Source organism: uncultured Ellagibacter sp., from assembly GCF_934617235.1.
Classification (GTDB): Bacteria; Actinomycetota; Coriobacteriia; order Coriobacteriales; family Eggerthellaceae; genus Ellagibacter.
The window spans coordinates 15,472-28,139 of the sequence record NZ_CAKTTZ010000013.1 but is presented as its reverse complement, the minus strand read 5'-3'; the positions used below and the strand labels follow the sequence as shown (position 1 = coordinate 28,139).

The window sequence follows — 12,668 nt, the reverse complement described above, 5'->3', positions numbered from 1 at the left end:
GACTCTAGCGTATGTTTTTCTCAGCCTCGGCGCGCGCCCACGCGTCCAATGCCTGAAGCTGCTCGATGCTCTCCACCCTCTGCACGCCCCGTGATTCATGTTCGGCCATAACAGCCTCGACGCATTCCGCGATGCCCAAATAACTTCCCCGCTCGGAAAGAAAAGCCGCAACGGCAACTTCGTTCGCCGCGTTCATCACGCAGGGAAGGGTGCCGCCTACAGAACCCGCATGCCGAGCAAGCGCCAGGCAGCGGAATGTGTCTTCATCAGGAGCGGCAAACTCAAGCGATCCCAGCGTCCGGAAATCGAGGGGAGCAACCGGCGCTTCCCACCGATCGGGATACGAGAGCGCAAACTGGATGGGAATACGCATATCGGTTGTCCCCAAATGCGCCTTCACGCTGCCATCGGTGTATTCGACCATGGAATGGATGGCACTCTGCGGCTGCACGACCACTTCAATCTTGTCGTAGGGCATGTTGAACAAGTGATGCGCCTCGATTACCTCGAGACCCTTGTTCATCAGTGTAGAGGAGTCGATCGATATCTTCGCACCCATATGCCACGTCGGGTGCTTCAGCGCCTGAGCTGGCGTGATACCCCGCAAATCATCGCGCGTGCGACCGCGGAACGGCCCGCCCGATGCGGTAACCCACAGTTTTGCGACCTCCTGCTCGTTTTCGCCGAGGAGGCACTGGTAAATCGCACCATGCTCCGAATCGATCGGCATGAGGGCGCCCGCAGGCCCAACCGCCGGGGCGACGCCCGAAGCCCTGCGCGCAGCATCGACCTGGGCTGCGAGCGGCATGATCAAGTCGCCACCAACGACGAGGCTTTCCTTATTTGCAAGCGCCAAAACCTTCCCGGCCTTAAGCGTTTCGTAGCTCGCCCGCAGACCTGCCGCCCCGACAAGCGCGTTCACCACCACGTCAGCCTCGGGCAGGCGCGTCAAACCGACCACGGCATCCATCCCGAAACCGAGCGAGCCCTCTTCCCCAAAAGTCTGGGCGAAAGCCTTCAGGTCCCAAGCGATATCGCTCACAGCAACGCCATCGCTCCCCACGGCAAGATGCCCGACGTTGAACTCTTTCGCCTGAGCAAGCATCTCCCGTGCGCGCGAGTTCACGGCAAGGCCCACAATTTCGAGCTTATCGGAATGCTGGCGAACCACATCGAGCGTCTGCGAGCCGATCGATCCCGTCGACCCCAATACAACGATACGCCTCATGAAATCACCTTTCTTAGAAAGCGACGTCTAAAAGCTGAAGGGAATTGCCCCTGAAACCGAGAGAAGAATAGCCGACGATATAGCCACGAGGAACAGGGAGTCACAGCGATCAAGCAAACCACCATGGCCAGGCATGATGGTGCCGGAGTCCTTGAAGCCGGAGTTGCGTTTAATGCGGCTTTCGGCCAAATCGCCCAGCACTCCCATCAAACCGCAGACAAAGCCAAATCCGAGCGCTTCGGGAAGGCTCAAATTCAAACCGGGGATAAACGTGAACAAGCTCCAGATAAGCATCGATCCGACGATACCCGCGAAAAAGCCTTCCCAGCTTTTCTTCGGGCTAACGCGCGGAGCCATCTTGTGTTTGCCGATTTTGCTTCCAACCAGATAAGCGAAGGAGTCGTTTGCCCAGATGCTCAGGAAGATGCCGATGACGAGCACCCCACCCCACGGATCGGGCAGCGCCGTGCGAACCACCACGATGCCCGAAAGAAGAAGTCCCGTGTACGCCGCTCCAAAAAAGCTGACGCCCACATCGGGCACGCGGGCTCGGAGCCAAAACACATACCAGACGATAAGCGAAAGCAAGAAGATGATGCTGACATACAGCGCACCGACAACGCCGAGGAAGTACACGCTTACCGGGTAGAGCATCGCGGCGATGATGCCGAGCATTTCGTTAGGAAGCTTTGCATCTGCGCGCAGCATATAATAAAACTCACCAGCGCAGATTCCAGCTGTCGCGCACAGGAACACGAGCGTGGAAATGTCGCTCACCAAGATGCATACGATGCACAAGGTTACGTAAATCGCGCCCGTGCGAAAACGAACCTGCAGGTCAGTAGCATTTTTCAGCTTTTGCGGCGTCTTTTTGTAAGCGAAGTCCTTAATGCGGGTCGAGCGCGTCGGGCTAGCATCGTCCGCGTCGGTTGCTCGCGCCGCCTTCAAGCTCGCCTTGCGTTCAGCGGAGCGCTTCCACTCCTCCGCCGCATCGCGCGTGTCGGCATCCTTGCGGGCCACGCTACTTCACCGCCCCGAAACGGCGGTCGCGCCCCTGGAATTCAAGCAGGCAGCGCAGAAGCTCATAGCGATCGAAGTCGGGCCAGAGCACGTCGGTCACAACGAACTCCGAATAGGCAACTTGCCACAACAGGAAGTTCGACAGGCGAACCTCGCCACTCGTCCTGATCACCAAATCGGGATCGGGCATGCCCGCCGTGTAGAGGCCGCGCTCGAAATCCTCAGCAGAGATTTCCTGCGGGGCAAGCCCATCGGCGACGCGGGCGGCGGACTCTTCCGCGCAGCGGTTGACCGCGCGCATGATTTCCTGCCGCGAGCCGTAATTTACGGCAACGACCAAGGTCATGCCCGTGTTGTTCTTCGTCTTCTCCCACGCCTCTTCGAACGCCTCGCGCGTCTCTTCGGGCAGAAGGGTCAGATCCCCAATCGTTTTCACGCGAACATGCTCTTCATGGAGGCCGTCCACCTCGGCAAGCATCGTCTTCGCGAACAGATCCATGAGCCCGACGACTTCCTCTTGCGGACGCTTCCAGTTCTCGGTAGAGAACGAATAGATCGTCAGATAGCGAACGCCGATGTCGCTTGCGCAGCGGATAGTCTCGCGCACCGCCTCGATTCCCGCCTTATGGCCCTTCAGACGATTGAGCGCGCGCTTCTTAGCCCAACGGCCATTGCCGTCCATGATGACGGCAATGTGCTCGGGAATGCGCGCAGCATCGAGCGCTTCGGGGTCGAGCCCCGAAGGCGGGTTGGGGAAAACGATATCTAGCGGTTTATTCAAAAGACCTCGAATCAAAGGGGACTAAACTTCCATGACCTCCGCTTCCTTCTTTTTGAAGGATTCGTCGACCTCGGCGATGAACTTGTCGGTGATCTTCTGGATGGCACCCTCAGCGCGACGCTGCTCGTCCTCGGGCAGGCCGTCTTCCTTGATGCACTTCTCGACGGAGGAGTTTGCATCGCGGCGAATGTTGCGGATGGCGACGCGCGCTTCCTCGGAATACGCCTTGCACTGCTTGACGAGCTCGCGGCGACGCTCCTCGGTAAGCGCGGGGAACGGCAGGCGGATGACCGTGCCGTCGTTGGAGGGCGTCACGCCCAGATCGCTCTCGAGAATGGCCTTCTCGATAGCCTTCAGCGTCGTTTTGTCCCACGGCTCGATGACGAGCATGTGGGCATCGGGCGTCTTTACGCCGGCCATCTGGTTCACGGGAGTGGGAACCCCGTAATAGTCCACCTTGATGCGATCGAGGGCCATCGCGTTCGCGCGCCCCGTGCGCACTGACGAGAAGTTGTCATGCAGCGCCGAAACGGCTTTGCCCATGCGCTCCTCAGCCTGTGCCTTAATGTCGTCGATGCTCATCTGAGCTCCTTTCATCCCCTACAAGCGGCGTTGCCGCCCGCCAAATGCATGCGGGATAGCCACCCCGCATGAAGCGTTGCTGTTATTCTACCGTGGTTCCAACCGCTTCGCCCTTGAGCGCGCGAGAAATGTTCCCCTTCACGGTCAGGTCGAACACAATCATGGGAACCTTGTTGTCCATGCAAAGCGAGGTCGCCGTGGAATCCATCACATGGAGGCCCTTGTTGAGCACCTCCATATAGCTAATGGAGTCGAAGCGCTTCGCATCAGGGTTGACCTTGGGGTCGGAATCGTAAACGCCGTCGACCTTCGTCGCCTTCATGAGGCAGTCGACGTCGAGCTCGCACGCGCGCAGCGCCGCGGTGGTGTCGGTCGTGAAGTACGGGTTGCCCGTGCCTGCAGCAAGGATGACGACGCGGCCCTTCTCCATATGGCGGATGGCGCGGCGCCTGATGTAGGGCTCGGAAACTTCCTGCATATTGATGGCGCTCTGCACGCGGGAGAACACGCCATGGCGCTCGAAGGAATCCTGCAGGGCGAGTGCGTTCATGACCGTGGCGAGCATGCCGATATAGTCAGCCTGCGCACGATCCATGCCCTCAGTTGCGCCCGAAACGCCCCGGAAGATGTTGCCGCCGCCCACGACGACGGCAAGCTGCACGCCGTCATGCACGATTTCCGCGATTTCGTCGGCCAGGTCGTCAACCACCTTCGGATCGATTCCGTAACCCAAATCGCCGGCAAGCGCCTCGCCGGAAAGCTTCAGAAGCACACGCTTGTACTGGTACTCGTTGGCCATCGAAACCCCTTTTTCTGCGTTGGTCTTTTCCATTTCGAATTATCTTACCCGAATCGAACCCCAGCTAAAACCTCAGAGGCGGAACTGCACGCCTTTTCCGTCACCCGAGATGAAAAAGCCGCGCGGGGCCCATACCCCGCGCGGCCGAAATCGCGCCTGCATTTCCTAAGGTTCCTTATGCAGCCTGAGCGCCCGATCCCGCACTGGCACTCGTGCCGCTCGAGCTGGAACCGCCGCCGTAACCGTACTGGCGCAGAAGGTCCTCGAGCGAGCCGCTGTTTGATCCGTAGCCGTTCGAGCTATTAGACCCCGAGCTTGCGCTTGACTGCGAGCTCTCATCCGACCCCAGCGTCACCTGCACGTCCTGGCTTTGCCCGTCGCGGTTGATCGTGACGGTGGCCGTGTCACCTGGATTCTTCGAGCGAACGGCGAGCATGAGGTCGCTCGCGGAGGACACCTTCTTGCCGTCGAACGCGGTCACGATATCGCCCACTTTAAGTCCAGCGGAATCGGCACCCGAACCGCTGCTCACCGCGGCAATGTAGGCGCCTTCGTCCACCGAGAAGCCGTAGCGCTTGGCAGTCTGTGCGTTGATCGTGGACAGGGACACGCCCAGCTGCGCGTGCGTCGGGGTCTTCCCCTCGATGATCTGCTGAGCCAGGTTGACCGCATAGTTCACCGGGATGGCGAATCCGACGCCGGAGTAGTTGCCGGAATAGGACGTGATCAGCGTGTTGATGCCGATGAGCTTGCCGTCCTTGTCGACGAGCGCACCTCCGGAGTTGCCAGGGTTGATCGCCGCGTCGGTCTGGATCATGTTGGTATAGACCGTCGTGGTGCTCGACTGCTGCTGGCCGTATTGATAGGAATCAGAGGAGTTGTCCATGATCTGCGAGCGGTTCGTAGCCGACACGATACCCGTCGCCACCGACTGTTCGAGGCCGAAGGGACTGCCGATCGACATGACCCACTCGCCCACCGTGAGATCATCCGAGTCGCCGAGCTCCATGGCCGTCAGCCCCGAAGCATCCTTCGCCTTGATAACCGCGATGTCGGAGCTAGGGTCGGACCCGATAATGTCCGCATCGTATTCCTCGCCCTCGATGGTGACCTTCAGGGCATCGGCGCCTTCGATGACGTGGTAATTCGTGACGATGTACCCGTCGGAGGAAAGCACCACGCCGCTGCCGAGGGACGTTTCGGTAAGGGAATTCTGGGTGCTGTAGCCGTAATAGCCGCTCTGCTGATTGGTGTACACATCGATTGCCACCACGGAGGGAAGGCATTTCTGCGACACGCTTTCCGCAAGCGTCGCGCTCTCGTCCGCGCTGCCGGTCGTGGATGCGGAAGACGTGCCGCCGAGTACCGTGGTCGAGCCCGACGGGGAGCCGCTCGTCATCGTGTTGGCAACGCCGACGCCGCCGACCACGAGCACGCACGCGAGTGCCGCACCCGCAAACGCAGTTCCGAACGTTTTCGCACCCGAATGGCTCTTCTTGGGTTTCGCAGGTTGCTGCGCGGCATAGGCGCCCGCAGGTTGCGCGTAGGGAGACGCAGGGTTGACCGGCGCCGTGGCGTTTGTCCCCGCCGCGCCGCCCGGACCTGCGCCCTGGTAGTGGTAGTAGGAATTCGGCGGGGTCGGCGAGCCGTCCGTCCCCTGGCCGAATGCCTGGTTGGAAGATTGAGAGCCAAAGCCGCCCTGGTTGTTCTCGTTGAAATCGCTCATGTCGTTTGCTCCTTCGCCCTATCGGGTTGTTGGGCAAACCATAGCACGACATCCTGAAGAGCTGCTGAAACGTGGAGCAATCGTCATCGTTGCACCACGCAGATACACCCCTGGGTGTACTCCCCGGGGCGCAGGGGCAAGGAGATTCGGGCCCTCGCTTTGCCGCGTGTCGCATGCGGCCCTCGGGACGCGGGCCTCGGGACGCGGGCCTCGGGACGTGGGGCAAAGTCCGCCTTCCCCCCACCCGCGCGACGAGCGCTACTCGCGGGAGTGCGGGGCGACCTTACCCCTGCTGGTACTGGCTCAAGAAGGCGCGCGTGCGCTCCTGCTGCGGATTGTTGATCACGTCCACCGCACGGCCCTCCTCAACGACAAGCCCCTCGTCCATGAATACGATGCGGTCAGCCACGTCGCGCGCGAAGGTCATCTCGTGCGTCACGATGACCATCGTCATTCGCTCAGCCGCCAAATCACGGATGACTTTGAGCACGTCGCGCGTGAGCTCCGGGTCAAGCGCGCTCGTCGGCTCATCGAAGAAGAGCACCTCGGGATCCATCGCAAGCGCGCGGGCAATCGCGACGCGCTGTTGCTGGCCACCGGAAAGCTCGCAAGGAACCATGTCCTCCTTGCCAGCGAGCCCCATCTTCGCGAGCAGCTCGCGCCCATGTTCAAGAGCTTCGGCGCGCGGACGCTTCTGCACGCTGATCGGCGCATCGGTGACGTTTTTGATCACCGAGTAGTGCGGGAACAGGTTGAAATTCTGAAACACCAGGCCAAAGCGAAGTTTCGCCTGCTTCAAAACATCCTTGCCGCCATAGACGGCGCGCCCCGCCCCGTTGTCGGCAGCGACGGACAAATCCCCATAGGAAAGCGAGCCGGCGTCGAGCGTCTCGAGCAGCGTCATGCAGCGCAGAAGCGTCGACTTGCCGCCGCCCGACGGGCCGATGATGGCGACGACCTCGCCTTCGCGAACCTCAAGCGAGATGTCTTTGAGCACCGGGACATCACCGAAGCTCTTCTTGCCGTGCTCAAGCTTTACCAGCACATTATCTTCAGGCATTGCCAAACCTCACCTTCACAGCGGCTAATCGTGGTAGTATCCCATTTTCTTTTCGACGCGCCCGAGAACCACTTCCACGACGAAGTTGAAAACCCAGTAGAAGACGGCAGCGAACACGAAGGGCAGCATGCTCACCTGCGAGGCAACGAGCGCCTTCGCCGTCGAGAACATCTCCGCCACACCGATGGCGAACGCGAGCGATGTGTCCTTCACCAGCGTGATGATCTCGTTGCCCATAGCGGGAAGAATTCTCTTAATGACCTGGGGCAACACGATTTTCATGAACGTCTGGAGGCGCGAATAGCCCAAGACCTCGGCAGCCTCGTATTGACCGCGCGGGATGGACTGGATGCCGCTGCGGTAGATTTCCGCGAAGTAGGCCGCGTAGTTGATGATGAACGCGACGATCGTGGCGGAGAACTTCGACTCCATGCTCAGGGGAATCCCGAAAATATAGTAGGGAGCGAAGTAGATGAAGAACATTTGCAACATGAGCGGGGTTCCGCGCATGACGGAAATGTAGAACTTCATGATCCAGGCAATCGGCTTCACGCGGCTCATGCGCGCAAGAGCCACCACCACGCCTAGCGGCAGCGAGCCCACCAGCGTCAGGAAGAATATCTGCAAGGTTACGACAAAGCCTTGCCCGAGCATGGAAAGCATGGTTCCAATTTCCACGGCAACCTCTTTCTTATTGCAACACGAATCGCGGACAGGTCGCCCCGTCCGCGATTTTCACCTGCTTGCGGAGATTTGCCCCGCAAGCGAACTATCTTATCGAAAGACTACTTGAGAATCCAGTTCGTATAGGACAGACCGTACTCGGCGTACTTCTCGCACAGCTTCTCGATCGTGCCGTCCTCGTTCATTTCCTTGAGCGTCTTCGTGATCGCCTCGGCAAGGTCGGTGTTGCCCTTCTTCACGCCGACCGCATAGTGCTCGGAGGAAAGGTCCTCGGGGAGCTGCTTGTACGCATCGGGCTTCGCGCTCATCTGGTACTGCGCGATGGAAAGGTCGCACGCGACGGCGTCGACGGCGCCGGACTCGAGCTGCATGAAGGCGGTGTTGTACTCGCCGATGGTCTCAAGCGAGGCGAAGGTCGCCGCAAGGTCGGCCTTGGTCGCCTCGTCGCCCGCGAGCACGTCGTAGGCGGCAGAGTCGGTCTGCGTGATGACGTTCTTGCCAGCAAGATCGGCGAGGCTTTCGATGCCACTGTCCTTCTTCACAACGATGACCTGGGCATTCAGCATGTAGGGATCGGAGAAGGTGTAATCATTCTCGCGGCCTTCCATGGTGAATCCGTTCCAGATGCAGGTGATGGCACCGGAGTTCAAGAGCGTGTCCTTCGCATCCCAATCGATGGGCTCGAGCTGGATGTCCCAGCCGTTGCGGCTAGCGACTTCGGCGGCAAGGTCGAGGTCGAAGCCGGTGAAGTTGCCGTCGTTGCCGACGAAGCCGTACGGCGGGTAGGACTGATCGAAGCCGACGATGAGCATCGTCTTGTCCGTGCTGGTGGCAGCCGCGTCCTTCTTGTCGCTCGTAGTGGTGTTGGAGGAGCAACCGGCCAGCATGCACGCCGCCAAAGCAAGAGCACATACCGCCGCTGCCATTACCTTCAGTTTCTTCATGAGAATCCTTCCTTCGCTCATCGCGCCCACTCATCATGCAAGCGCGACGGTTTCCCCTATCTCTGTCTCTGCTACTGCACTTTACTGCGCTAAAGTGTTGTTAGTATAGCACAGGTGCCCTCCCGTCGCGCAAACGGTCGAAAAAATGCGACCACAGGAGCACCTGGACGCAAATGCGTGACGCACGAGAAGCGCCTCGGGCACGCCGCCCTCCACCCATCTGCCAAGCCGTCCGTGCACCCACCTTGCACGCCGCCGCATAGCCCGCGCGCCCGCTCGCTTCTGGGTGCAAATGCGTAAGCTGGGCGGCGCTCGCTAACGGTTCGTCGACTTCAAGCGCGAAAGCAGGCTTCCCCGCGCAGGCGGATCGGGAAGATGGATAAGCCGCGGCTCGAAATCGAAGAGCTCGGAGGTGGAGACCGCATTTGAGACCGTGATGCACTTCTGGAGGCAGGTATCGGCGCACAGATTGCATTGCACGCACTCCATCAGCTGAAACTCCAGAAAGCTACCCTCTCCCGAAGCGGGTCTCTCCTCGCTTTTCTTAAGAGCCCCCGTCGGGCAGAATACGGTGCACATACCGCACGCGCGGCACTTCGATTCGTCGATCGACACGCTGCCGAAAAGACGCGTCTCGATTTCCAAAACGACGCTTTGTCCGATCGCATCCATCGCATCAAGCGTGTTCATGCGCCGCGAAGGCTCGAATTGCGGAAGGCTTCCGTCCTTGTCGGCACGGAGCAGCTCGCGAAGGTTCAGCTCCTGCTTTGGCTTCTGCTTGCCAAGCGTCTCGTCGAGCGCCTTCTCCGTCGCGACCTTCACGGCGTCTTTCGCCATGCCGCCCGCCTGCGAGAAGAAACCCCGTCGTGCCGCGGCGAACGACTTGCGCCCGCTCGTCTCGATCGCCTCGGGCGGAAACTCCGAGGTGCGACGGACGCGAGCGCTCGACCCTTGCGCCGCAAGCAGGGAATTCGCCGACTCGACCGTTGCCGTGACGCCTTTGCTCACACCGCCGAACTTGCAGGTAGAACACGTGCCGTCGACGAGTACCACGTCGCCCACCCCATGGGAAGCAAGCTGCAAGAAAAGGCTTTCCTCCATACGCGCAAGGCAGGGGACGGACACATACTTATCGGGATCACCCTCTCGGCGCGCGGCCATGCGGGCACACGCAAACACGGAAAGCTCGCCGCCGAGCGCGCGGGTCGCCGAGGCGGTGGCGTCGAAGAGCTCGACATCGGCGGGCTCGATGGGAACGAGCGCCTCGGTCGGGCAGACTACCGTGCAAGCACCGCAAGATATGCATGCCTCGGCGTCGATCTTCACGTTGTTGTCGCCGACCGAGATTGCGTCGGCGATGCATGCGTCCAGGCACTTGCGGCACGCCGAATGGCGATTGCGCACCGCCACGCAACGTTTCTCGATCACAAGGACCGACTTGCCTCCCAGCGCCTCGGCCACATCGGCTATGTCCGAAAGGTTCGGCATCCTGAAATCAACTGCCTTTCGCGCCTTCCGCCCCTCATGGCGAAAAGCCATCCTTCAGACGGAGGCCTACCCCTCCATCACCATATCCTCAAGCGCATGCAGCTCGTCGGGCGTGTTCGCGTTGATGAAGCAGCCGCCCATCGGCTCCGCCTCGAGCACCTTGCTCTGGGGGAACTCGTAAACGTCCACGGATTCGTCCCCGAAAAACGACTGAGCGCGCTTCTCGCCGCGATCGAGCGCGCGGCGCACCGCAGGCAAGCACTCCATGCGACGATACATCGCGTGGAAGGGCTCGAATCCGTGCTTGTTCACGGGAACCACCACGTCGGCGCCGGTCTCGTTCATGCACAGCGCCTCGGCGACCACGAGCGACCCCGACGCGAACACCATGTCGCACGCCACGACGGCGACATAGGGATTGCGCGCAGCCTGAAGAGCCGTGTACAGTCCTGGCAGCGCGCCGCGACTCGTGAACATATCGCACACAAGCTGGATGTTGAGCTGCGGGAACTCGCGGTGAAGAAACGTTAGGTTGTCGGGCTCGTTGGTCGTGATGACCAAATCATCGGCAACGGGACTCAGGCGCTCAATCAAGCGGCAGATAAGCGGGCGACCCAAAAACGGGACTGTCGCCTTGCTGCGACCCATGCGTCGGCTCTCGCCGCCCGCCTGGATAACGACCGTCACGCGCGGGCGCACGAAATATTTTTCCACGAAATCGGCGAGGGCGGCGGTGTCATTCAAGCCGATGGCCGGGATGCCGTACGCCGCCGCGGCCTCGATTGCGCGGGGGATGTCGGTCACGATGGCGACGGTGCCCGCGCAGGGCATTTTGTGCTCAAAGTCGGGGTGGATGTCGTCCTTCTCGTCCTCGGCCGTTTGCGGTGCGCCGGTCTCGCCTACGCTCGCTTGCCCGCTGCGCCCCCCATCGCCGCAAAGGATTCCATCCAGCGCTTCTTCCGCGCCTTCGATGCGCTCGCCCTCGGACGTGAAAAGGCTTTTCGCAATCTGAGTGAAATCGGTCCCAAGCGTCCAACCACGCTCCGCCCCCAAGGCGAATGCCTCGGCGACGCGCTGATCCGCCTCATTCCCCGAGCGCATAAGCTCGATGGTCGGCAGCCCGCTCTTGCGGTAGCCTTCGACCACAATGATGTCGTGACCAGGCATGCTACGCACGATTTCCGAGCACTCCGCCTCGCCCTCGAACGTCTTCATGCGGGCGATTTGCCCCGGCGCGGAGATAACCGTCTCCGAAGCCCCCGCCTCGCGATGGCGATACGAATCCTTGCCTGGATAGTCGATATCGAAACCCTTGTGGCTGTGGTGCTTCACGCTTCCCACATCGTGACCCCGAGCAACAAGTTCTTCGATGAGCTTCACGATGAGCGTCGTTTTCCCCGAATTGTGGCGACCAACGATCGAAATCGCAGGACTCGGCACATTGACCATTGGTAATTCTCCCGTCTTATATCCGTAAGGCGAAAGTATAGCACTGCGAAGCAGACCGATGACGCCAGCCTCGACGGGCAGCGAACAGACTCAGCCGATTCGTGCGATTTCCTTCTGCGAGGAGGTTCACTCAATCTAGCGGCATCGTCACTGGCACGTGGAGCGTGGGTGGCGGGGGGCCGCTCGGTTTGGCGGCACTGCCGCCAGCACGTGGCGCGTGGTAGCGAGGGGGCCTTCTTGCCCGAAATTGGTTTGGTTGTCGTGGACAAAAATCGTCGATATGTGAGGAGTATCGATAGGCTAACTTCATTTTGAATAATCTGACCTGGGAAAACGCCGGCAGAAGCGCAAGCGAGCAGCCGTCTTTGGGCCCGAGGACTCACATATCGACGATATTTGTCCACCGCACCCCGTTTTTTCGAGAAGAAGAGCAGGAAGAGGGGTGGTGAAGAAGAGCACGCGGCGGGGAGCACGGCTTCGGAGGCGAAGGGTGCGCGGCTTCGGCAGCGATTTTGGTGCACCGCGAACCGGGACGCCGCGCACCTCGATTCGCGAAGGCCATTTCCGGCAGGTTGGGGGCTTTTTCTGCACGCATCCTCTCCTGATCAGTGCGCTATCAGGATTCGAAGCTGAGAAACGGAGTTGGAGGCGCTGTCGAAAGCCGAAGCAAAAGGCCGAAGCCTGGGCGCCTCCGGAAGCCGAAGCCGGGGCGCTGTCGGGAACCGGGCCGGAACGTCGCCGGCCGCCGGGGCTAGGCTGGGACGCCAGGACTTCGAACGCGAAAGCCCGGGAACCAGAGATGGGAAAGCTCCTCGTTTGTTTACGCCCGCCAGCTGGCACAAGCGCGATCGGCGCAGCTCGAATTCTTCACGAGACCCCGTGCGGCCCCAGAGCCAGGACTACACTA

11 protein-coding genes are annotated in these 12,668 nt (G+C 60.7%); all 11 read right to left on the bottom strand.

Going from position 1 to position 12,668, the window contains the following annotated elements:
- Positions 1-4 precede the first annotated feature (4 nt).
- On the bottom strand, positions 5-1,228 hold the full coding sequence (gene dxr, locus Q0G85_RS04065; RefSeq protein WP_297154967.1) for a 1-deoxy-D-xylulose-5-phosphate reductoisomerase: 1,224 nt from the start codon (positions 1,226-1,228) through the stop codon (positions 5-7).
- 27 nt (positions 1,229-1,255) lie between these two features.
- Positions 1,256-2,176: a phosphatidate cytidylyltransferase gene (locus tag Q0G85_RS04060; protein WP_297154991.1), complete on the bottom strand. Its 921-nt coding sequence runs from the start codon at positions 2,174-2,176 to the stop codon at positions 1,256-1,258.
- 73 nt (positions 2,177-2,249) lie between these two features.
- Positions 2,250-3,029 (bottom strand): isoprenyl transferase, encoded by a 780-nt coding sequence (locus tag Q0G85_RS04055; protein ID WP_297154966.1) that lies wholly within the window; start codon positions 3,027-3,029, stop codon positions 2,250-2,252.
- A 21-nt stretch (positions 3,030-3,050) separates the two neighbouring features.
- A complete protein-coding gene (gene frr, locus Q0G85_RS04050; RefSeq protein WP_297154964.1) occupies positions 3,051-3,611 on the bottom strand; it encodes a ribosome recycling factor in 561 nt (186 codons plus the stop codon).
- An 82-nt stretch (positions 3,612-3,693) separates the two neighbouring features.
- Positions 3,694-4,410, bottom strand: a complete 717-nt coding sequence (gene pyrH / locus Q0G85_RS04045) for a UMP kinase (protein ID WP_158049653.1) — start codon at positions 4,408-4,410, stop codon at positions 3,694-3,696.
- 175 nt (positions 4,411-4,585) lie between these two features.
- Entirely contained in the window at positions 4,586-6,136 is a 1,551-nt protein-coding gene (locus Q0G85_RS04040) for a S1C family serine protease (protein ID WP_297154962.1), read from the bottom strand.
- Positions 6,137-6,419: 283 nt separating this feature from the next.
- Positions 6,420-7,196, bottom strand: coding sequence for an amino acid ABC transporter ATP-binding protein (locus tag Q0G85_RS04035; RefSeq protein ID WP_297154960.1), 777 nt, complete (start codon positions 7,194-7,196; stop codon positions 6,420-6,422).
- A gap of 24 nt (positions 7,197-7,220) precedes the next feature.
- The gene (locus Q0G85_RS04030; RefSeq protein WP_296060149.1) at positions 7,221-7,874 is read right to left on the bottom strand and encodes an amino acid ABC transporter permease; all 654 of its coding nucleotides are present in this window, start codon (positions 7,872-7,874) and stop codon (positions 7,221-7,223) included.
- 107 nt (positions 7,875-7,981) lie between these two features.
- Positions 7,982-8,824 (bottom strand): amino acid ABC transporter substrate-binding protein, encoded by an 843-nt coding sequence (locus Q0G85_RS04025; RefSeq protein WP_297154957.1) that lies wholly within the window; start codon positions 8,822-8,824, stop codon positions 7,982-7,984.
- A gap of 315 nt (positions 8,825-9,139) precedes the next feature.
- The gene (locus Q0G85_RS04020) at positions 9,140-10,312 is read right to left on the bottom strand and encodes a 4Fe-4S binding protein (protein WP_297154955.1); all 1,173 of its coding nucleotides are present in this window, start codon (positions 10,310-10,312) and stop codon (positions 9,140-9,142) included.
- A gap of 66 nt (positions 10,313-10,378) precedes the next feature.
- A complete protein-coding gene (gene mobB, locus Q0G85_RS04015) occupies positions 10,379-11,761 on the bottom strand; it encodes a molybdopterin-guanine dinucleotide biosynthesis protein B (RefSeq protein WP_297154953.1) in 1,383 nt (460 codons plus the stop codon).
- Positions 11,762-12,668 lie beyond the last annotated feature (907 nt).

Excerpts from the sequence above, each read along its gene's own strand:
- dxr (WP_297154967.1), bottom strand. The coding sequence starts at position 1,228 with ATGAGGCGTATCGTTGTATTGGGGTCGACGGGATCGATCGGCTCGCAG.
- frr (WP_297154964.1), bottom strand. The coding sequence starts at position 3,611 with ATGAGCATCGACGACATTAAGGCACAGGCTGAGGAGCGCATGGGCAAA.
- pyrH (WP_158049653.1), bottom strand. The coding sequence starts at position 4,410 with ATGGCCAACGAGTACCAGTACAAGCGTGTGCTTCTGAAGCTTTCCGGC.
- Q0G85_RS04040 (WP_297154962.1), bottom strand. The coding sequence starts at position 6,136 with ATGAGCGATTTCAACGAGAACAACCAGGGCGGCTTTGGCTCTCAATCT.
- Q0G85_RS04035 (WP_297154960.1), bottom strand. The coding sequence starts at position 7,196 with ATGCCTGAAGATAATGTGCTGGTAAAGCTTGAGCACGGCAAGAAGAGC.
- Q0G85_RS04025 (WP_297154957.1), bottom strand. The coding sequence starts at position 8,824 with ATGAAGAAACTGAAGGTAATGGCAGCGGCGGTATGTGCTCTTGCTTTG.
- Q0G85_RS04020 (WP_297154955.1), bottom strand. The coding sequence starts at position 10,312 with ATGCCGAACCTTTCGGACATAGCCGATGTGGCCGAGGCGCTGGGAGGC.
- mobB (WP_297154953.1), bottom strand. The coding sequence starts at position 11,761 with ATGGTCAATGTGCCGAGTCCTGCGATTTCGATCGTTGGTCGCCACAAT.